The organism is Marinobacterium halophilum (assembly GCF_003014615.1).
GTDB lineage: Bacteria > Pseudomonadota > Gammaproteobacteria > Pseudomonadales > Balneatricaceae > Marinobacterium > Marinobacterium halophilum.
This window is the reverse complement of record NZ_PYGI01000011.1, coordinates 72,920-94,812: the sequence shown is the minus strand read 5'-3', so window position 1 is coordinate 94,812 and position 21,893 is coordinate 72,920. Positions and strand designations below refer to the sequence as shown.

Annotated in this window: 17 protein-coding genes; 5 read left to right on the top strand and 12 right to left on the bottom strand. The window is 56.7% G+C overall.

From position 1 onward, the window contains the following. Nucleotides 1-9: 9 nt before the first annotated feature. From CLV44_RS09170 to rpmH, 9 genes are all read right to left on the bottom strand, one after another. On the bottom strand, nt 10-432 hold the full coding sequence (locus tag CLV44_RS09170) for an ATP synthase subunit I (protein WP_106591822.1): 423 nt from the start codon (nt 430-432) through the stop codon (nt 10-12). A 132-nt stretch (nt 433-564) separates the two neighbouring features. Then, nucleotides 565-1,461 carry a ParB/RepB/Spo0J family partition protein gene (locus tag CLV44_RS09165; protein WP_106591821.1) on the bottom strand — a complete coding sequence of 299 codons (897 nt, stop codon included), beginning with the start codon at nt 1,459-1,461 and terminating at the stop codon, nt 565-567. Next, nucleotides 1,461-2,291, bottom strand: coding sequence for a ParA family protein (locus CLV44_RS09160; RefSeq protein WP_106591820.1), 831 nt, complete (start codon nt 2,289-2,291; stop codon nt 1,461-1,463). Before CLV44_RS09160 ends, CLV44_RS09165 begins: the two co-directional genes overlap by 1 nt. Before the next feature lie 2 nt (nt 2,292-2,293). Further along, a complete protein-coding gene (gene rsmG / locus CLV44_RS09155; protein ID WP_106591819.1) occupies nt 2,294-2,917 on the bottom strand; it encodes a 16S rRNA (guanine(527)-N(7))-methyltransferase RsmG in 624 nt (207 codons plus the stop codon). Then, on the bottom strand, nt 2,917-4,815 hold the full coding sequence (gene mnmG, locus CLV44_RS09150; RefSeq protein ID WP_106591818.1) for a tRNA uridine-5-carboxymethylaminomethyl(34) synthesis enzyme MnmG: 1,899 nt from the start codon (nt 4,813-4,815) through the stop codon (nt 2,917-2,919). The genes rsmG and mnmG overlap by 1 nt, the downstream gene beginning before the upstream one ends. 926 nt (nt 4,816-5,741) lie before the next feature. Then, on the bottom strand, nt 5,742-7,109 hold the full coding sequence (gene mnmE, locus CLV44_RS09145; RefSeq protein WP_106591817.1) for a tRNA uridine-5-carboxymethylaminomethyl(34) synthesis GTPase MnmE: 1,368 nt from the start codon (nt 7,107-7,109) through the stop codon (nt 5,742-5,744). Nucleotides 7,110-7,179: 70 nt separating this feature from the next. Further along, a complete protein-coding gene (gene yidC / locus CLV44_RS09140; RefSeq protein WP_106591816.1) occupies nt 7,180-8,850 on the bottom strand; it encodes a membrane protein insertase YidC in 1,671 nt (556 codons plus the stop codon). 21 nt (nt 8,851-8,871) lie between these two features. Beyond that, nucleotides 8,872-9,237 carry a ribonuclease P protein component gene (rnpA, locus tag CLV44_RS09135; protein ID WP_106591815.1) on the bottom strand — a complete coding sequence of 122 codons (366 nt, stop codon included), beginning with the start codon at nt 9,235-9,237 and terminating at the stop codon, nt 8,872-8,874. Nucleotides 9,238-9,267: 30 nt separating this feature from the next. Next, nucleotides 9,268-9,402 (bottom strand): 50S ribosomal protein L34, encoded by a 135-nt coding sequence (gene rpmH / locus CLV44_RS09130; RefSeq protein ID WP_106591814.1) that lies wholly within the window; start codon nt 9,400-9,402, stop codon nt 9,268-9,270. A gap of 492 nt (nt 9,403-9,894) precedes the next feature. On the opposite strand from rpmH, the gene dnaA reads away from it, so the two are divergent. The 4 genes from dnaA to gyrB are packed head-to-tail and all read left to right on the top strand — an operon-like array spanning nt 9,895 to nt 16,185. Further along, a complete protein-coding gene (gene dnaA, locus CLV44_RS09125) occupies nt 9,895-11,478 on the top strand; it encodes a chromosomal replication initiator protein DnaA (RefSeq protein WP_106591813.1) in 1,584 nt (527 codons plus the stop codon). 29 nt (nt 11,479-11,507) lie between these two features. Further along, nucleotides 11,508-12,611: a DNA polymerase III subunit beta gene (gene dnaN / locus CLV44_RS09120; protein WP_106591812.1), complete on the top strand. Its 1,104-nt coding sequence runs from the start codon at nt 11,508-11,510 to the stop codon at nt 12,609-12,611. Between the two features lie 47 nt (nt 12,612-12,658). Further along, nucleotides 12,659-13,768, top strand: coding sequence for a DNA replication/repair protein RecF (gene recF, locus CLV44_RS09115; protein WP_106591811.1), 1,110 nt, complete (start codon nt 12,659-12,661; stop codon nt 13,766-13,768). After that, nucleotides 13,765-16,185, top strand: coding sequence for a DNA topoisomerase (ATP-hydrolyzing) subunit B (gyrB, locus tag CLV44_RS09110; RefSeq protein WP_106591810.1), 2,421 nt, complete (start codon nt 13,765-13,767; stop codon nt 16,183-16,185). The genes recF and gyrB overlap by 4 nt, the downstream gene beginning before the upstream one ends. Before the next feature lie 169 nt (nt 16,186-16,354). Here gyrB and glyS read toward each other — a convergent pair whose 3' ends face one another. Together glyS and glyQ are read right to left on the bottom strand one after the other, a co-directional pair. Further along, entirely contained in the window at nt 16,355-18,403 is a 2,049-nt protein-coding gene (gene glyS / locus CLV44_RS09105) for a glycine--tRNA ligase subunit beta (RefSeq protein WP_106591809.1), read from the bottom strand. Then, nucleotides 18,403-19,368, bottom strand: a complete 966-nt coding sequence (gene glyQ, locus CLV44_RS09100; protein WP_106591808.1) for a glycine--tRNA ligase subunit alpha — start codon at nt 19,366-19,368, stop codon at nt 18,403-18,405. The genes glyS and glyQ overlap by 1 nt, the downstream gene beginning before the upstream one ends. Nucleotides 19,369-19,544: 176 nt before the next feature. On the opposite strand from glyQ, the gene CLV44_RS09095 reads away from it, so the two are divergent. Next, the gene (locus tag CLV44_RS09095; RefSeq protein ID WP_106591807.1) at nt 19,545-20,441 is read left to right on the top strand and encodes a lysophospholipid acyltransferase family protein; all 897 of its coding nucleotides are present in this window, start codon (nt 19,545-19,547) and stop codon (nt 20,439-20,441) included. Here CLV44_RS09095 and CLV44_RS09090 read toward each other — a convergent pair whose 3' ends face one another. Next, entirely contained in the window at nt 20,442-21,890 is a 1,449-nt protein-coding gene (locus tag CLV44_RS09090; RefSeq protein WP_106591806.1) for a TrkH family potassium uptake protein, read from the bottom strand. It abuts the gene before it with no gap. Between the last annotated feature and the right edge of the window lie 3 nt (nt 21,891-21,893).

The window sequence follows — 21,893 nt, the reverse complement described above, 5'->3', positions numbered from 1 at the left end:
AAAAGTTTTTCAGGAGCCGGTCTTGTACAGCTTCAACTGCAGCATCCATCCGGATAGTTGCAATAGCATGAAGGTGCCAAATAGGGAAAATGGGCTCAACGGTTGAACCAGCATGAAGGTGGCACTGAACAGTGCTACCGCCAACATCATTTTCCCTATTGCGCTCGCATACATACTGAGCAGCACACGCCGTGCACTGTTGGCGTCCTTGTTGCCCAGGGCACGCCAAGTAAAGTACAGGCCGGGAACCAGATAGAGCATACCGCCCAGCAGAGCCGAATAGGCCGCTACCGCGCTGTGCAGCAAACAGGCCGAAGATACCAGCAGTATCAATATGGCCTGAATGAGAAAGATACGCATGAACTCCCTGTAACTGCGTCGTTGATGACGACTGATCGCAGCCGGAGCCTGTTCTGCTTTACCTTTTCCCAAGTCTGATCCTGTTTCTAGCCTGAACAGTGCCCATATAGCGGGCAGATTATAGGCATTCCCCCTCACATTCTCAACTCAATCCCGACAGTTTTGCACTAAGGTCTTAACTTCACCCAACCTGTCTGTCTTGGGTCAAGAGATCAGTAGCAGAATGGCGTCAAGCTCGGCACGGGATTTGAATTCAATTGCAATTTTGCCTTTACCCTTGCTGCTGGCTCGGATCTGCACACCGGTTGACAGTCGACGTGCCAGGGAGCCTGCCAGTTGCTCCAGTTCCGGACTCTGGGCGGATGCTACCGGCGCAGACGTGTCGGCAGGCTGCAGGTAGCGTTTGACCAGCTGCTCTGTTTCACGAACCGACAGATTTTTGGCCACGACCTCATCGGCAACCCGGATCTGTAACAGTCCCGACAGAGCCAGCAACGCGCGGGCATGGCCCATTTCCAGATCGCCATGCTCCAGCAAACGCTTGACCTCATCACTGAGGTTCATCAGCCGTAACAGATTGGCAATGGTGGAGCGGGACTTGCCGACCGCATCCGCTACCTGCTGTTGGGTCAGCTCAAATTCGCTCTGCAACCGCTGCAGGGCCATCGCTTCTTCGATCGGATTGAGATTTTCGCGCTGAATATTCTCGATCAGTGCCATGGCAATCGCTGCCTCATCCGGCACATCCCGGATGATCACCGGTATCCGCTCAAGACCGGCCATGCGGGTCGCGCGCCAGCGACGTTCACCGGCGATGATTTCGTAGCGATCATCGGCAATGGGGCGCACCACAATCGGCTGCATTACACCCTGGCAACGAATGGACTGTGTCAGCTCTTCCAGGGCTTCGGGGTTCAGGTCCCGACGCGGCTGGTACCGCCCCGGTTCGATGCAATTAAGCGCCAATTCGCGCAGATCGGCGCTCTTTACAGCAGTCGCATCTTGGTTTGACGGCGTTTCTGCCATCCCCCCGTGTGGGCCTGACATATCGGACAACAGCGCATCCAGTCCTCGTCCAAGCCCGCGTTTTTTCACTACCATTATTCGCTTTCCTGTACCGTCAAGGCCGTTGCCACCGGCTCGGCCGTGGCCGTCGCCGCCTGTTCACGTTCCGAGCGGCGAATCAGCTCACCGGCCAATGCCAGATAAGCCTGTGCGCCCCGAGAGTTCTTGTCATAATGCAGCGCCGGCAACCCGTGGCTGGGGGCTTCCGCCAGGCGCACATTGCGCGGAATCACCGTGCGATACACCTTGTCACCGAAATATTCGACCAGGTGTGTAGAAACATCCTTGGTCAGGCTCATCCGTGGATCGAACATGGTGCGCAGGATGCCCTCGATCTGCAGCGCAGGATTCAGCCGCTGGTTGATCTTGTTGATCGTACCGACCAGCGCACTGATCCCTTCCAGCGCATAATATTCACACTGCATCGGAATGATCACCCCGGCAGACGCCGCCAGTGCATTGACCGTCAGCAGGTTCAGCGAGGGCGGGTTGTCGATCAGAATAAAGTCATAGTCATCCATAACCGGCAACAGCGCCATCTTCAGGCGGAACTCACGGCGCGGCAGTTGCAACAACTCCACTTCTGCCGCCGTCAGATCACCATTGGCACCGATCAGATGGTAGCCACACTTGGCATCCTTGATGATCGCATCGGCAGCGGTAGCCTGATCGGTGAGCAGCTCATAAACCGAACATTCCAGTTGATGTTTGTCGATACCGCTGCCCATGGTGGCATTACCCTGGGGATCCAGGTCTATCATCAGAACACGCTTGTGAGTGGCGGCCAGTGAAGCCGCCAGATTCACGCAGGTAGTGGTTTTACCCACACCGCCCTTCTGGTTGGTGATCGTGATGATGTTGGCCACGCCTATGCTCTCCCTAGAATCAGCAGGTGCCGCTCGCCTTCAGTCGCCGGCAACTCCAGTCGATGTGACTCGTGCAGCACGAAATTTGCCGGTATCCCCTCGAGTTCAGATTCAGGATACAGCCCTTTCATGGCAAGAAAAATACCCTGTTCAGAGGCCAGATGACCACTGAGCTGTAACATGTCGGCAATAGAGGCGAACGCCCGTGAAATCACCATATCGAAAGGCGGTGCTTCAACCGCTTCAACCCGGCCGTTGATAACGGTCAAGTTATCCAGCCCCAGCTCGTTTTTCACCTGCTGCTGAAAGCGGGTTTTCTTGCCGTTGCTGTCCAGTGTGGTGACATCGAGTTGCGGCCGGCAGATGGCCAGCGGAATACCGGGCAGGCCCGGGCCGCTGCCCACATCGAGCAGACGTCCGCTACCGATCCAGGGCAACACGCTCAGGCTATCGACCAAGTGGCGCGTTACCATCTCGGCGGGGTCTCGCACCGCTGTCAGATTATAGGCCTTGTTCCATTTCACCAGCAGCTGATGATAGGCCAGCAGCTGCTCAATCTGGGCATCATCCAGCTCGATCTGCAGCGGTTTCAGGCTGCTCAGCAGCAGGTCACGGTATAGGGTCATCACGGTGTCTCCTGGACATTGACCGACTGGTTGAGCTGACGCTTTTTCAGGTATACCAGCAACAGCGACAGTGCCGCCGGAGTCATGCCCTGAATGCGTGAAGCCTGGGCCAGTGTTTCCGGACGTTGCTGGTCAAGTTTCAGTTTCAGTTCGTTGGACAGGCCGCTGATCTGGCTGTAATCGAAATTTTCGGGCAGACGGGTATTTTCCTGACGGCGCATCTGCTCGATTTCACTTTTCTGACGTTCAATATAACCGGAATACTTGAGCTGGATTTCAACCTGCTCCGCCGCCTGAATATCATCGATGGGCTCACCCTTGAGTCCGGCCACATCGGCATAGCCCAGCTCGGGGCGCTTGACCAGATCAGCCAGATTGTATTCACGATTCAGTGGTGTCTTCAGCTTTGCATTCAGCTGCTCGGACTCGGCCGTTGATGGGTGTACCCAGGTGTTTTTCAGGCGCTGCAGTTCCTGTTCCATCGCTTCGCGTTTGGCTTCGAAACGGGCCCAGCGTGCATCACCTACCAGCCCCAATTCGCGGCCTTTCTCGGTCAAGCGCAGATCGGCGTTGTCTTCACGCAGTATCAGGCGGTATTCGGCCCGGCTGGTAAACATGCGATACGGCTCTGACGTTCCCAGTGTAATCAGGTCGTCGACCATCACCCCGATATAGGCTTCGTCGCGGCGCGGATACCAGGCATCTCGCTCCAGTGCGCGGGCAGCAGCGTTATAGCCTGCCAGCAATCCCTGGGCACCGGCTTCTTCATACCCGGTTGTACCGTTAATCTGACCGGCAAAGTAAAGCCCGCCGATATGTCGGGTTTCCAGGGTATGGCGCAGATCCTGCGGGTTGAAGAAGTCATATTCGATGGCGTAACCCGGACGCATGATGTGCGCCTGTTCAAAGCCACGGATTGAACGTACCAGCTCCATCTGCACGTCGAATGGCAGACTGGTCGAGATACCGTTCGGATACAGCTCATGGGTGGTCAGGCCTTCGGGCTCGACAAATATCTGGTGCTGGTCCTTGTCGGCAAAACGATTGATTTTGTCTTCGATCGAGGGGCAGTAACGCGGACCAATGCCTTCGATCACACCGGTATACATCGGTGACCGGTCCAGCCCATTGCGAATAATGTCGTGCGTGCGTGCATTGGTATGGGTGATGAAGCAGTTCACCTGCTGGGGATGATCTTCAACGTGGCCCATGAATGACATGACCGGCGTAGGGGTATCTCCGGGCTGTGGCTGCATAACCGAAAAATCGACACTGCGTGCATCAATACGCGGTGGAGTACCGGTCTTCAGGCGATCAACCCGGAGCGGCAATTCGCGTAGTCGCTCGGCCAGGCGGATGGAGGGCGGATCTCCTGCACGACCACCCGCATGATTATCCAGACCGATATGGATAACACCGCCCAGGAACGTCCCCGCGGTCAATACCACTGAGCGGGCATGAAAACGAATGCCGGTTTGGGTGACGACGCCCTTGACCTGGTCACCCTCGACAATCAGGTCATCAGCGGCCTGCTGAAAGATTTGCAGGTTGGGCTGATTTTCCAGAATCGAGCGGATCGCCGCCTTGTACAGCACACGGTCAGCCTGAGCACGAGTAGCACGTACGGCTGGTCCCTTGCGGGCATTGAGTACACGAAACTGTATCCCGCCACGGTCAGTGGCCAGAGCCATAGCACCGTCCAGCGCATCGATCTCTTTCACCAGATGGCTTTTGCCAATGCCACCGATAGCGGGATTGCAGGACATCTGTCCCAGCGTCTCGATGTTATGGGTCAGCAGCAGCGTCTTGGCTCCGATACGAGCTGATGCCAGTGCGGCCTCCGTTCCGGCATGTCCGCCACCAATTACAATCACATCAAAGTGGTCAGGGTAATCCACTGAAGGCCTCACAGGTTGCATGTTTAGAGTTGACCACAGGGGTCGGGTGAATAGGTGGACAAGTATAGCGTTCTGTCTGGGTTTAAGAAATGGTCAAGGAATGAACAACCCCTTGGCTGACTGTCTTATATAAGGTTAAAGAGTCTTTTATATAAAGAGATGATTATTATGTATTATGTTTATAGAGCCTGTTTTTCGTGCATATCCTCATATTGATCAGCATATTCAACCACTTAGACATCATCAAACCCTGTATAGCCTTACCGTATAGGCTGAGCCGAGGGTGGGTGTACCCTGTGTGTAAAAGGGGCTGTTATGCACAGGGGTATTTCATCCCCTGTTAACTCACAGGTAAGGACCGGTTAGAAACACATCATGCCACCAGGGTTCAGTGGATAACTATTCGCAGGTATAACCCTTTGCATTACTTCTGAGTAACTTGTTGGTAATAAATTCAGGTTGAAAAACTGTCCCGAAAATCTGTGGCTCTCCATGTGCATAAAGCTGTGGGTGTTATGTATAACATGGATGAGGAGTTCTTGATTACTTTGGGGGTAAGTTATTTTTAATAACAAGGTTAAGCTGTAAAGTTATTACAAAACAAATAGTTATGATTGATCCGTATGTGGGTAAGTATGTGCATGGTCTTTTTTTTGCGACCTGTTTGCGACCTGATATACCGTTGCGGTTGGCCATTGGTGAGAGATTGAGCAGTCAGGAATGAAGAGCCAGCTTTCGTGTGGGTAACTATTTATGAAATATTTTTCAATATTCCCTGTGGATAACGCTTAGGCTTGTTCAGAAGATAGCCGCATACGGATATGCCGTGTATCAAAGGGAGATGATGGGATTTTCTGCCGCGGGGAAGGCGTTGGATGAGCGGCTGTTGCAAAGACAGCCGCTGGCAGGAGATGCGTGTTGAGGGATTACTTGCCGATGCAGAAGGAGCTGAAGATGCGGCCCAGAAGATCGTCGGAACTGAACTGACCGGTGATCTCCCCCAGCACCTGCTGAGCTTGACGCAGGTCTTCGGCGAGCAGCTCACCGGCTCCGTGCAGCAGTAACTGTTCGGAACCGGTTTCCAGCAGTTCGCGGGCACGTTCAAGGGCATCAATATGACGGCGACGGGCCATGAAGCCACCTTCGGTGGTGCTGCTGAACCCCATGACCTCCTTCAAGTGTTGGCGCAGCAGGTCTACACCACTACCGCCTTTGGCGCTCAATCGGATCAAGGTGTATTCACCTTGCTGTTCCAGACCGATGCTTTCGCCGGTCAAATCGGCCTTGTTGCGGATCAGGGTGACATGGCTGAAATCATCCAGGTGATCAGCCAGTTCCGGCCATAGCTGAGCCGGATCGGTGGTGGCGGAACGGGTGCTGTCCACCATCATCAGAATGCGGTCTGCCTTGCGAATTTCATCCCAGGCGCGGTCAATACCGATCCGCTCGACGGCATCCGGTGCATCACGCAGTCCGGCGGTATCGATAATGTGCAGAGGCATGCCGTCAATGTGGATATGTTCGCGCAGGACATCGCGGGTGGTGCCTTCGATATCGGTGACAATGGCGGTCTCGCGGCCGGCCAGTGCATTGAGCAGACTGGACTTGCCAGCGTTGGGACGTCCGGCAATAACCACGTTCATGCCTTCGCGCATCAGGCTACCCTGGCGTGCTTCCTGGCGTACCTGTTGCAGGTGGGTCAGGATCTGTTCCAGATCGGCCTGTACCTTGCCGTCGGCAAGAAAGTCGATCTCCTCTTCCGGGAAATCGATCGCGGCTTCAACGTAGATACGTAACTGGATCAGTGCTTCCACCAGCGCATGCACCCGTTCCGAAAACGCGCCCTGTAATGAGCGCAAGGCGCAGCGGGCGGCCTGCTCCGAGGAACTGTCGATCAGGTCGGCAATGGCCTCGGCCTGGGCCAGATCCAGCTTGTCGTTGAGAAAGGCGCGTTCAGAAAACTCTCCCGGACGGGCCAAACGTGCGCCGAGGGCGATGGCCCGGTGCAGCAGCATATCGATAATGACGGGTCCGCCGTGACCCTGGAATTCAACTACGTCTTCCCCGGTAAAGGAGTGCGGATTGGGGAAGTAGAGCGCAATTCCCTGATCCAGCTGTTCGCCAGCAGCTCCCAGGAAAGGTGCGTAGTGGGCATGCCGCGGTTTGGGAGTGAAGCCCAGCAATTGTTTGGCGATGTTCAGTGCGTCGGGACCTGAAAGACGGATGATGCCGACGCCACCGCGCCCGGGCGGCGTAGCTTGTGCGGCGATGGTGTCCTGACTGGTGCTGAGCATGGGATTCTCCTGAACTGAAAACGCAAAAAGGCTCCCGAAGGAGCCTTTTATTCTACTGTGCAAGCGGGTGTTAGTCTTTCACTTCACCGGCTTCAATCTGCTTGTTGATGAACCACTGCTGGGCAATCGACAGGATGTTGTTGACCAACCAGTACAGTACCAGACCGGCCGGGAACCAGAGGAAGAAGAAGGTGAACAGGATCGGCAGCATCTTCATCATCTTGGCCTGCATGGGATCAGGCGGAGTCGGGTTCAGTGACTGCTGGATGAACATGGTCACACCCATCAGGATCGGCAGGATGAAGTACGGGTCCATCTGCGAGAGATCCTGAATGTAGCCGTAGAACGGTGCATGACGCAGCTCCACCGACTCCATCAGTACCCAGTACAGCGCGATGAACACCGGCATCTGTACCAGAATCGGCAGACAGCCCCCCAGCGGATTGATCTTTTCCTTCTGGTACAGCTTCATCATCTCCTGGGACATCTTCTGACGATCATCGCCATAGAGTTCCTTGAGACGGGCCATTTCCGGACCGAATTTGCGCATCTTGGCCATGGAGCGGAATGCTTTGGCGTTCAGGTGGAACAGCGCCGCCTTGACCAGAATGGTGATACCGATGATCGCCAGACCCCAGTTACCAACAATGGAGTGGATCCATTTCAGCAGCATGTACAGCGGCGAAGCAATCCACCACAGCCAGCCATAGTCTATGGTCAGGTTCAGATCCGGAGCGATCTTTTCCAGCTGGTCAACATCCTTGGGGCCGGCGTAGAAGGTTGCGCTGACGGTTTCGCTCTGGCCCGGTGCCACACTGAACTCCGGCGAAATGAAACCAACCAGATACTGACCGTTCAGCTTGCGTGACTCGTACTTGTATTCGGCACCGGGGGCTGGAATCCAGGCACTGAGGAAGTAATGCTGCACCATCGCAACCCAGCCATCCGGGCTGCTGGCGACGAAGCGTTCTTCATCCATGTCGCCGAAGTCGACCTTCTGGTAATTGTTCTGTGCCGTCGAGAATACGGCACCCAGATAGGACTGCATGCCCATGGAGGTCTGCTGGGACGGGTCGGTTGAACCATCACGCTTGATCTGACCGAACAGCACAGCATTGAACGGTGCGGCAGACATATTGTTGACGATGGTTTCGACGCCGACCTTGTATTCACCGCGGGTAAAGCTGAAGCGCTTGGTGACCTGTACACCGGTCTCGGTGGTCAGGTTCAGATCAACGCTCAGGGCATCACCGTCCATGACGTATTCAGTATTGGCCGAGGTGTATACCGGGCGTCCGTCGGGACTGGCATCAGGACCGTCACGGCCGATCAGTCCACTCTGGGCAACATAAGTGCGGTTGGCATTCTGTTCCAGCAGGATGAAGGGCTGGTCGCTGGCGAGCGCGGACAGATGTTCCTGCAGGGCAACCTGAATGATGTCACCACCGTGGGGATCGATCAGGACATCCAGTACGTCGGTACGGACGCTGATCAGTGACTGCATCGCAGGCGCGGTGGCCGGACTGCCGGCAGTAACCGGAATATCGGCACTGGCGCTGGCATCGGTTGCCTGTGGCAATTCAGATACGTTCTGGGCCGGAGTGGTATCGGCATAGGCGGAAACGGTAGCCGCTTGCTGTTGTGGCTGCTGGGCAGGACCGTAATCGTCATTCCACTGCAGCACCATCAGGTAGGAAACCAGTGCCAGAGCGGCGATCAGTATGACTCGCTGTACATCCATGGTGGTGTAACCATCAGTTTGTTATGTGAGCTTTCGGGCTTTTTTACCGGCACGTGACCAGCAACGGATGATCATGGCATGCAAATCCGGATTATCAAGCTCATCCAGTCCCTTGCGGGCCAGAATAATCATGTCGAGAGCCGGGAGTTGATGCTGATGCAGGCGAAAGGATTCGCGTATGACGCGTCGTATGCGGTTACGTTGTACCGCTCGACGGACATTTTTTTTGGACATGACAAAACCGATCCGGGCATGGCCGAGATCGTTGGGGCGGGCCAGAATCAGCAGATGCTTTTCTGGTACTTTTACGACCGCTCGGTCGAAAACGCGTTTGAAATCCCCGCCAGTCAACATTCGCAACTGACGGGGATATCGGAAGTCGCTCATTCAGTCATTCGACCTTATGTAGTGTCTGAATTAAGCAGACAGACTCTTACGACCTTTGGCACGACGACGGTTCAAAATCTGACGGCCGCTTTTGGTTGCCATGCGAGCACGGAAACCATGGTTACGCTTGCGTTTGAGAACGCTGGGTTGAAATGTTCTTTTCATTGCCTCAGTCCTACTTACTTACACTGATGTACGTGAGGTGGCTGATATCCACGGGGAAAATCAAGACGCGAAATTTTAGGTAATTACTGGTTATCTTGCAAACACTTTTTGCAATAACCGCAGCGGCCATCATGGAATGCAACGGTTGGGACCAGATATGTGGATGCTTTATGGGGAAATGCAGGTGCATACCCGTAGGCGGATAAATAAATAAATTATTGTGTGGTTAAGGTTGAAAATATCAATTAAAACAATAAATTAATCTGTTATTAAGTCTGAATAAAAGGTGTATTTAAACTGTTTTTGCAAAGTATTTGTACGCTATTCAAGAATGGAATGTGACTAACTTCGCAGTGAAAATTAGTTATTCATATTTTTACACAAAATGACGTTTTACTGTGGATAACCGTTGTTGTAGGGGTTAGAATAGCGCTTCTTCTATATATGTGATCACCCTTGGACTCTGAAGCCTGAGCGGTCGGGAGTAGATGGATGTCAGTTGATCTTTGGGAGCAGTGCCTGCGGGCATTGCAGCAGGAGTTTCCCTCCCAGCAATTCAACACCTGGATCAGACCTCTGCGGGCGCAGGATGCGGCCGGCAGCGAGCTATTGCTGCTGGCACCCAATCGTTTCGTAAAGGATTGGGTTGCCGACAAGTTTCTGGCGCGCATTCAGCAAGCCGTATCGGAAACCACGGGTGACATGAGTATCGAGGTGCGCCTGGATGTATCTGGCCAGCCTTCATCGGTGCCGCGTACACGTACGGCTCCGGCGCGGATGCGTGCGCAGCAGCAGGCGATGCCTGAACGTGTGGCTCCGGCCCGCGCACCGGCTCAGGCTGCTCCCGTGTTGCAGAGCCCGGTCACTGACTCTGCGGCTGCGTTCCGGCCGGCAGCGGCAGAGCCGGATCGAGTGGACCACGGTGCTGATGCGGTACCGGTATCGGAACCCACGCCGCAGATGGGTATCTTTGATCAATTCGACCAGCCTGAACATGCCAGCAGAATGCCGACCATGGGTGGACGCCGCGTGGATGTTGAAGGCGGCGTGCGTCACCAGTCCAACCTGAACCCGATGTTTACCTTCGATTCCTTTGTTCAGGGCAAGTCCAACCAGCTTGCACTTGCTGCCGCGCAACAGGTGGCAGACAATCCGGGCGGATCTTACAACCCACTGTTTATATATGGCGGTGTTGGTCTGGGTAAAACCCACTTGATGCACGCAGTCGGTACCGAAATGCTCAAGCGCAATCCGAATGCGCGTATCGTCTATTTGCACTCGGAACGGTTTGTTGCTGACATGGTCAAGGCATTGCAGCTGAACGCGATCAACGATTTCAAGCGGTACTACCGATCCGTGGATGCGCTGCTGATTGACGATATCCAGTTCTTTGCCGGCAAGGAGCGTTCGCAGGAGGAATTTTTCCATACCTTCAATGCGCTGCTTGAAGGCGGTCAGCAGATGATCCTGACCAGCGACCGTTACCCGAAAGAGATTCACGGTGTCGAAGAACGTCTCAAGTCCCGCTTTGGCTGGGGCCTGACGGTAGCGATCGAGCCGCCTGAACTGGAAACCCGGGTAGCGATCCTGATGAAGAAGGCACAGGAAGCACAGGTCAACCTGCCAGATGATGCCGCCTTCTTCCTGGCGCAGAAAATACGCTCTAACGTGCGTGAACTGGAAGGCGCGCTGAAGCGCGTGATTGCCAATGCCCACTTCACTGGCAATGTGATCAATACACCTTTTATCAAGGAATCCCTGAAGGACCTGCTGGCGTTGCAGGACAAACAGGTTAGTATTGATAACATTCAGCGAGTGGTGGCTGATTATTACAAGATTAAAGTGGCGGATTTGCTCTCCAAGCGCCGTAGCCGTTCAGTGGCGCGACCGCGCCAGATGGCCATGAGCCTGGCGAAAGAGCTGACCAACCACAGTTTGCCCGAGATCGGTAATGCGTTTGGTGGTCGAGATCATACGACGGTGTTGCATGCCTGCCGCAAGATCAAGTCATTGCGTGAAACCGATACCGATATTGCTGAAGATTACAAAAACCTGCTGCGTCACCTGACGGCGTAGTAAAGGATCCTGACAGGGTAGCCAGAATCATGAGACTTGTTATATCCCGCGAAGCGCTCATCAAACCACTGCAGCTGGTCGCAGGTGTTGTGGAACGCCGTCAGACGCTGCCGGTGCTCTCCAATATTCTGCTGGTGGCAGAGGGAGATCAGCTGTCCCTGACCGGGACCGACCTTGAAGTCGAACTGATCGGCCGCGTGCAGCTGGAAGAGCCTGCTGACGCCGGTTCGGTCACCGTGCCGGCGCGCAAGCTGATGGATATCTGCAAATCCCTGGCTGACGATGCCCGCATTGAGCTGGAACTGTCCGGTCAGAAGATGATGATCAAATCTGGACGCAGCCGTTTCAGCCTGTCCACCCTGCCCGCGCACGAGTTTCCCAATGTCGAAGACAGCCCGGAAACGTTTGAGCTGGAACTGCCGCAGTCATCACTGCGTCGTCTGATCGAACAGACCGGCTTTTCCATGGCGCAGCAGGATGTCCGTTACTACCTCAACGGCATGCTGTTGGAGGTCAAGGATGGCGAGTTGCGCAGCGTGGCCACCGATGGCCACCGCCTGGCGACGTCGGTCAGCGCCGTGCAGACCGATGCCGGTTCGCAGCAGCAGATCATTGTGCCGCGCAAGGGTATTCTGGAACTGGCGCGCCTGCTGCAGGGCGGCGACGAAAGCGTCAAACTGGTGATTGGTGCCAACCATATCCGTGCCAATGTCGGTGATTTCACATTTACCTCCAAGTTGGTAGATGGCAAGTTCCCGGACTATCAGCGCGTTATTCCGCGCAATGGTGACAAGGAGCTGCTGGGCGACCGACAGGAGCTGCGTCAGGTGTTCAGCCGTATCGCCATTCTGTCCAACGAGAAATACCGTGGCGTGCGCCTGACCTTGAACGACGGCGTACTCCAGGTCATGGCGAACAACCCGGAGCAGGAAGAAGCGGAAGAAACCGTATCGGTTGATTACCAGGGCGGTCATCTGGAAATCGGTTTCAACGTCAACTACCTGCTCGACGTGCTGTCGATCCTCAACTCTGACGTGGTGCGTTTCACCCTGCTGGATTCCAACAGCAGTGCGCTGATCCAGGGCTATGACGAGCCTGAAGCACTGTATGTCGTCATGCCGATGCGCATGTGATTCACTCCGGGCACCCTGTCGGGTGCCCGCTTGTCTGTACCCCTCCGATGCCGCTCAAGCAGCTCAAGATCCAGCACATCCGCAACCTGTCTGCAGTCAGTCTGGCACCGTTGAGTCGTATCAACATCTTGCATGGTGATAACGGCAGCGGCAAAACCAGCGTGCTGGAGGCGATCCATTTCCTTGGTCTCACCCGCTCCTTCCGTGGCAGCCAGTTCCGTCATCTGCTGCAGGAAGGTCAAACGTCTGCACTGGTATTTGCTCAGGCCGACCCTTTGGGTCATGGCGCGAACAAGCCGCTGGGGGTGGAACGCACGCTCGATGGTGATGTGCGGGCGCGTTATGCCGGTCAGACGTTGGGTCCAACCGAGCTGGCCGAACTGCTGCCGCTACAGGTTATCAACAGTGATACCTTCGATCTGCTCGATGGCAGCCCAGGCGTGCGTCGCCAGTTTCTCGATTGGGGCGCATTTCATGCCGATCCCGCCTTCATCCAGCACTGGCGCGGGTTCAAACGTGCGCTCAAGCAGCGAAATTCATTGCTGAAATGTGGTAAAATCGACCCTCGGATGCGCAAAGTCTGGGATGCCGAGCTGATCCATTATGCCGAGCTGATGACGGTTCAGCGGCAAGCCTATATTGACCGCTTGTTACCCGATTTCGAAGCCACGTTGGCAGCACTGCTGCAAGGTGTCGAAGTACGGTTGCTGTTCAGTCCGGGGTGGGATCGCAGCAAGGGACTGGAGGCACTACTGGCCGAAAGTTTCGAGCGCGACCTGCGTCAGGGGTTCACCGGTCTGGGGCCTCAGCGTGCGGACATCAGATTTAAGGTCGGCACACTGAATGCCGCCGATCGTCTTTCCCGTGGTCAGAAAAAACTGGTGGTCAGTGCGTTCAGGCTGGCCCAGGGTGCCTTGTTTCATCGCCTCAGCAAGCGCGCCTGTATTTATCTGATTGATGACCTGCCGTCGGAGCTCGATGAGCGCCACTGCAGGCAGTTTTGTGAGTTTTTGGAGGCGAGTGCCAATCAGTGCTTTATCACCTGCGTGGATCCCGGCCTGTTGAGTCGGGTCTGGCAGCCAGAGACTGATGTTGCACTGTTCAGGGTGGAATCCGGTACGTTAATGCACGAGGGTGCACCAGGAGATCAAACATGAGTGGTGAAAACCAGAATTACGACTCGTCCAGTATCAAGGTCCTGAAGGGACTTGATGCCGTCAGAAAGCGACCGGGCATGTACATTGGGGATACTGATGATGGCAGCGGTCTGCATCATATGGTGTTCGAACTGGTCGATAATGGCATCGACGAGGCGCTGGCCGGTCACTGCTCGGAGATCGGTGTCATCATTCACCCGGACGAGAGCGTGACGGTATCGGATAACGGCCGTGGCATTCCGACCGATATCCACGAAGAGGAAGGCGTGTCTGCTGCCGAGGTCATCATGACCGTACTGCATGCAGGCGGCAAATTTGACGACAACACCTACAAGGTGTCCGGCGGCCTGCATGGCGTAGGTGTGTCCGTGGTTAATGCGTTGTCGTCGGATCTCACGCTGACCATCCGTCGTGCCGGTCAGGTCCATGAACAGATCTACCATCACGGTATCCCCGAAGCACCGTTGGCGGTGGTGGGTGAAACCGAGTTCACTGGCACCATCGTGCGCTTCAAGCCGTCCGAAGACACCTTCACCAACATCTGCTTCCAGTACGATATCCTGGCCAAGCGTCTGCGCGAACTGTCGTTCCTCAACTCTGGCGTGCGCATCCGGTTGAAGGATGAACGTAGCGGCCGCGAAGAGGTGTTCGAGTATGAAGGCGGCCTGGGTGCGTTCGTTGAATACCTGAACCAGAACAAGTCACCGGTTAACAAGATTTTCCACTTCAACACCATGCATGAAAACGGTGTGGGCGTGGAAGTGGCGATGCAGTGGAACGACAGTTTCCAGGAAAGCCTGCACTGCTTTGCCAACAACATTCCGCAGCGTGACGGCGGTACCCACCTGTCCGGTTTCCGCACCGCCCTGACCCGCTGTCTGAACAACTACATCGAGTCCGAGCAGCTGAACAAGACCGGCAAGGTCAACACCAGTGGTGACGACAGCCGTGAAGGCCTGACCGCGATCATCTCGGTGAAGGTACCCGATCCCAAGTTCTCCTCGCAGACCAAGGACAAACTGGTTTCCTCCGAGGTGAAAACCGCGGTCGAGCAGCTGATGGGCCTGCAGCTCAATGAATATCTGCTGGAGAACCCGCAGGACGCCAAGGCGGTGGTACAGAAAATGATCGACGCCGCCCGCGCCCGTGAAGCGGCCCGCAAGGCGCGTGAAATGACCCGTCGTAAAGGCGCGTTGGATGTGGCGGGTCTGCCTGGTAAGTTGGCGGATTGCCAGGAAAAGGATCCGGCACTGTCTGAACTGTACCTGGTGGAGGGTGACTCCGCGGGTGGGTCTGCCAAGCAGGGTCGAGACCGCCGTACCCAGGCGATCCTGCCGCTCAAGGGCAAGATCCTCAACGTGGAAAAAGCGCGTTTCGACAAAATGCTGACCTCGGTTGAGGTCGGTACGCTGATCACGGCACTGGGTTGTGGCATCGGCCGCGAAGAGTTCAACCCGGACAAACTGCGTTATCACCGCATCATCATCATGACCGATGCCGACGTGGATGGCTCGCACATCCGTACCCTGTTGCTGACCTTCTTCTTCCGTCAGATGCCGATCCTGATTGAACGTGGCCACATCTATATTGCCCAGCCGCCGCTGTACAAGATCAAGAAAGGCAAACAGGAGCAATATCTGAAAGACGACGAGGCACTGGATAACCATCTGCTGCAGGGCGCTCTGGATGGCACCAGCCTGTTCCCGGGTGAAGATTCGCCGGCGGTTTCCGGCCATGCGCTGGAAACGCTGATTACCCGTTACCGTCAGGTTGAGCGCATGTCGCAGCGCCTGAGCCGTGTGTATCCGCTGGAAGTGCTCAAGCGCCTGCTGTACCTGCCGGAACTGACACTGGAACAGCTGTCATCCGCCGAGGCGGTACAGCAGTGGTCCGAGCGTCTGTGTGAAGCTCTGGCGACCTATGTCGACGGCGGTGAGCGCTATGAGTGTTCACTGAAGGAAGACCGCGAACATCGCCTGTTCCTGCCGTTGATCAAGATCATCCAGCACGGTGTCGATACCGACTATGTCATGGATGCCGAGTTCTTCCGCTCACGTGACTACCAGTCGATCGTATCGCTGGGTGCCGAGCTGCAGTCTCTGCTTGAAGATGCAGCGTATCTGCAGCGCGGCGAACGCCGCTTTGTACTGACGGAGCTGGGTGACGGCATCCGCTGGTTGCTGGAGCAGTCACGTCGTGGCAACTCGATCCAGCGCTACAAGGGTCTGGGTGAGATGAACCCGGATCAGTTGTGGGAGACCACCATGGATCCGAATGCCCGCCGTATGCTGCAGGTGACGATTGATGATGCGATCTCGGCTGACCAACTGTTCACTACACTGATGGGCGACGAAGTTGAACCGCGTCGCAACTTCATCGAGTCCAATGCGCTGAACGTATCCAACCTGGATATCTGATGCGGGTGGTGTAAGGCAAAACACGAAAAGCCGCTCATTGAGCGGCTTTTCTATGGGCGTCACTCAGCACATGGAACGATACTCTCGGGGGCATGGGCAGCGGCGCGTTTCACGTGAAACAAAAAAGCCCCGCGGTCGCGGGGCTTGGCAGTAAGGATCCTGGTCGGGATTAACCCAGCAGTGAGATATCCGCGACACCGAGGAAGAGACGGCGTAGACGCTTGAGCAATGCCAGGCGGTTGTTGCGGATCGCTGCGTCGTCGGCCATGACCATAACATTGTCGAAAAAGGCATCGATGACGTCACGCAGGCTGGCCAGACGCTCCAGCGCGTTACGGTAATCACCCTGTTCGAACAGTGGCTGCAGATCATGCTCGGCGGCGGTCAATGCAGACGCCAGTGCCTGTTCGGCAGCTTCCTGCAGTAGATCGGTATCGATATCGCTGCCGATCTCGCCCTTCTGCTTGCCGAGGATGTTACTGACGCGCTTGTTGGCAGCCGCGAGTGCGGCGGCTTCCGCCAGATTGCGGAAGTGGCTGACGGCGTCGATACGACGGTCGAAGTCCAGCGGGCTGGTCGGGCGCAGTGCATGAACGGCGAGGAAGATCTCGGCGCTGATGCCTTTGTCGTCGTACCAGGCGCGGAAGCGGTCGAGCATGAAATCGAGTACACGATCCGCCAGTCCGTCCTTGCCCGGCAGGTCGCCGTGCTGTTCGGCGGCCAGTGTCAGCAGCTGGTGCAGGTCCAGGTCCAGTTTGTGTTCGACGATAATGCGCAGTACGCCCAGGGCGGCGCGACGCAGTGCAAACGGGTCTTTGGAGCCGGTTGGCGGCTGGTTGATGCCGAACAGGCCGGTCAGCGTATCCAGACGGTCGGCGATGGCCAGCGCGATACCGGTGCGTGTTGCCGGCAAGTCGTCGCCAGAGAAACGCGGCATGTACTGCTCGTTCAGCGCCTGTGCAACCTCTTCCGGCTCACCGTCGTGCAGCGCATAGTGGTAGCCCATCAAACCCTGCAGTTCGGTGAACTCGAACACCATGTCGGTCATCAGGTCACATTTGCTCAGGCTGGCCGCGCGGCGGGCATAGCCGGCATCGCCCTTGATCAGTTCGGCGATGGCCGCAGCCAGGCCTTCAATGCGGCGAGTTTTGTCGTATACGGTGCCCAGCTGCTGCTGGAAGACAACGGTCTTCAGCTTCTCGATACGTGCTTCAAGTGGCTGCTTCTTGTCGGTCTCAAAGAAGAACGCGGCATCGGCCAGACGCGGACGGATCACCTTCTCGTTGCCTTCGATCACCTGGCGCGGATCTTTGGACTCGATGTTGGCGACGGTGGTGAAGTACGGCATCAACTGGCCATCGGCATCCAGTGCGTGGAAGTACTTCTGGTTTTCCTTCATCGACAGGATCAGGGCTTCAGCCGGTACATCGAGGAAGCGTTCTTCGAAGCGCCCGGTCAGGGCGACCGGCCACTCGTTCAGGGCGGTGACTTCGTCGAGCAGGTCTTCATCGATCTGGGCGGTGCCACCGATGCGTTCACCTTCACGGATGACCTGCTCACGGATCAGTTCACGGCGTTCAGCGAAATCAGCCAAAACCTTACCGGTTTCTTTCAGGACGCGGGCATAGTCAGCCGGTGCGATCAGTTCGATTTCGTGGTTGTAGTGGAAGCGATGACCGCGGGTCTTGCGGCCTGCCTTGAGACCGAGAATTTCGGCATCCACAACTTCATCACCCAACAGCATTACCAGCCATTTGACCGGGCGTACAAATTCGGTGCGCGAGGCACCCCAGCGCATGCGCTTGGGAATCGGCAGTTTGCTCAGGGCGTCGGTGACGATGGCCGGCAGCAGTGAGGCGGTGCTCTGCCCCTGCTCGACACCACGATAAACATGGTAGTTGCCCTTGGGCGTTTCCATCACTTCGAGTTGGTCCATGCCTACACCACAGGAGCCGGCAAAGCCCTGTACCGCCTTCTCGGGGGCCTGCGTGGACGGGCCACGCTTTTCGATGGTGCGGTCAGGCTGCTGCAGTTCGATGTCGCTCAGCAGTACCGCGAGGCGTCGCGGAGAGGCGTATGCATGGGTGTTGCTGTAGCGGATACCGGCAGCATCCAGACCGGCACTGATACCTGCCTGGAACGCGTCGGACAGGGCCTTTAGCGCCTTGGGCGGCAGCTCTTCGGTGCCGAGTTCAACCAGAAAATCATGCTGAGACATTATTTATCCTCCTCGCAGGCAGCCAGTACTTCTGCCCGGATCGCTTCAGGTGCCATCGGGAAACCGAGCGCACGACGGGCTTCAAAATACGCCTGGGCCACATCACGGGCCAGTGTGCGTACGCGCAGAATATAGCGCTGACGTTCGGTAACGGAGATGGCGTGGCGGGCATCCAGCAGGTTGAAGGTATGCGACGCTTTCAGCACCATTTCATAGGCCGGCAGCGGCAGGTTGGCCGCCAGCAGTTTCTGGCACTCAGACTCGTAGTGATCAAAGCTGGTAAACAGCGCCGGTACATCGGCGTGTTCAAAGTTGTAGGTCGACATTTCCACTTCGTTCTGGTGGAACACGTCGCCGTAACTGACGGTGCTGCCATCCGGGTGGCGGGCCCAGATCAGGTCGTAGACGCTGTCCACGTTCTGGATGTACATGGCGATACGCTCCAGGCCGTAGGTGATCTCACCGGTGACCGGATAGCATTCCAGACCGCCAGCCTGCTGGAAGTAGGTGAACTGGGTCACTTCCATGCCGTTGAGCCAGACTTCCCACCCCAAGCCCCAGGCACCCAGGGTTGGTGATTCCCAGTTATCTTCGACGAAGCGCACGTCGTGTACACCCAGATCGAGACCCAGGCGTTCGAGTGAACCCAGGTAGAGCTCCTGGATATTGTCGGGTGAGGGCTTGAGTACAGTCTGGAACTGGTAATAGTGTTGCAGGCGGTTGGGGTTGTCGCCGTAGCGGCCATCAGTTGGGCGGCGGCTGGGCTGAACGTACGCCGAGCGCCAGGTTTCGGGGCCGATGGCACGCAGGAAGGTACAGGGGTGGAAGGTGCCGGCACCTACCTCCAGGTCCAGTGGCTGCACGATGACACAGCCCTGTTCGGCCCAGTATTGTTGCAGGGCCAGGATCAGTCCCTGGAATGTGCTAACGTCTGGAGTCACCTTGTCAGTCACGGAAATCACCATTGCTGTTGAATGTGGTCGAAATAGGAGCAGAATTATACATGAACATGGGGCTGAATGACCCCACCCCGCTTGACCCGCCGACATATTCCTGTCTGTTGCACCTCTCGTGCTTACCCCCGCTGGCCGGTCTGACTATAATCACAGCCTTGAGGTAGCCGACGGATGGAGAGCGCGTTGTGAAATTGATCAAGTCATTATTGGCTGTAGCCCTGCTGGGGTTGCTGTCGCTGTTGCCGTTGCGGTGGTCACAGGCGCTGGGCCGACGCCTGGGCAATCGGCTTTGGCGCAAGGGTGATGCGGCCAAGATGACGCGCCAGACCCGCCGCAACATCAATGCCTGCTTTCCCGAGTTGAGCGAAGCGGAGCGCGAGGCGTTGGTACATGCGAGTCTGCAGCAGACCGGCTGCTCCCTGTGCGAAACCGGCATGGCCTGGTTGTGGCCGGCACCGCGAACGCTGAAAAAAGTCCGTCAGGTGCATAACGAAGCGCTGGTGCGCGATGCCGTTGCTGCCGGTAAGGGCGTGATCCTGATCGCCCCGCATCTGGGTAATTGGGAGGTGTTGAACCTCTATCTGTCCGCCCACTATCCGTTCACGGCCATGTACAAGCCGCCGCGGATGAAGTTGATGGATGACCTGATCAAGCGCATGCGTGCCCGCCTGGGGACGCGGATGGCACCGGCGGATACCCGCGGAGTGCGGATGGTGATGAAGGCGCTGCGCCGAGGTGAGATGGTCGGTATTCTGCCGGATCAGGAACCGGATGCCAGTGGCGGCATCCATGTGCCCTTCTTCGGTGTACAGGCGCTGACCATGAAACTGCTGCCACAGCTGGCGGCGCAGACCGGCGCGGTGGTGGTCTGTGGCTATGCCGAGCGTCTGGCCGATGCGAAAGGTTTCGACCTGCACTTCGTTGCGGCTGATGAGGCGATCAACAGCCGTAATCTGGAAGAGGCGACTGCGGCGATGAACCGCTCGGTGGAAGCTTGTGTTCGTGCCCTGCCCGCCCAGTACCAGTGGGAATATCGTCGTTTCAGTACGCGCCCAGAGGGCGCGCCCCGCTTTTACGACTGATCAGCGTCGCCAGAATGCCGGGGTAAACAGTACCAGCATGGTGAACACCTCAAGGCGTCCCAGCAGCATGGCCAGGCACAGAATCCACTTGGCGGTCGGGTTGAGGTCGCCATAGTGGGCGGCCACGTCGCCCAGCCCCGGACCCAGGTTATTCAGTGTCGCGCCCACGGCTGACCAGGCCGTGACCTGATCCAGCCCGGTCGCAAGCAATGCGATCAGCATCACTACAAAGACGATCAAGTAGACCGAAAAGAAGCCCCAGACCGCCTGCAAAATACGATCCGGAATCGGGCGTTGGCCCAGCTTCACCGGGATCACCGCGTTGGGGTGAATCAGGCGCAGGATTTCACGGTAGCCCTGTTTCAGGATCAACAGCACGCGAATCGCCTTCATGCCGCCGGCGGTTGAGCTGGCGCAGCCGCCGACAAACGCCAGCACGAACAGCATGAACGGCAGCATCGCTGGCCAGTGCGCAAAATCGGCGGTAGCAAAACCGGTAGTAGTGGCGACGGACACGACCATGAAGGCGGCCTTGCGCAGTGATTCCACCGCCGGATAAGTCTCGGTCATTACCAGCACAAACAGCGTCAGCAGGGTTATCAGGCCCAACAGTGACAGGTAGAACCTCACTTCCGAGTCTTGTAGATAGTGCATCAGGGTATGGTGGCGCCAGGCAAAAAAGTGCAAGGCGAAGTTGATCCCGGCGACCACCATGAAGAAGATGCCGATCGCCTCGATGGCAGCGCTGTCGAAATACCCGATGCTGGCATCATGGGTAGAGAAGCCGCCGATGGCGACCGTGGAAAAGCTGTGGCCGATGGCGTCGAACAGGCTCATGCCAGCGAGCCAGTAGGCCAGCGCACAGGCAACGGTCAACGACAGGTAGATGTACCAGAGTGCCTTGGCGGTTTCGGTGATGCGCGGGGTCAGTTTGTTGTCTTTCACCGGCCCCGGAGTTTCGGCGCGGTACAGCTGCATGCCACCGATGCCGAGCATCGGCAGAATGGCCACTGCCAGCACGATGATCCCCATGCCGCCGAGCCACTGCAGTTGCTGGCGGTAATAGAGAATCGAGTGCGGCAGAGAGTCCAGTCCGGTCATCACCGTGGCACCGGTCGTGGTCAGGCCGGAGACCGACTCAAACACGGCGTCCACGGCTGACAGCCCCGGTTGTTCGGACAGCATCAACGGCAGCGAACCGAACACCCCCAGTACCGTCCAGAACAGTACCGTGACCAGAAAGCCGTCACGGATGCTGAGTTCCTGTCGTACCGAATAGACGGGTACCCAGATAATGAAACCGGTCAGCAGGGTGATGATGAAAGCGGTCATGAACGCCCAGTGGGTCATGTCCTGGTAATAGAGTGACACCGCCAGAGGCGGCAGCTGGGTGATGCTGAAGATCATCAGCAGAATACCCAGAATGCGCAGAATCACTTGAAAATGCATCGA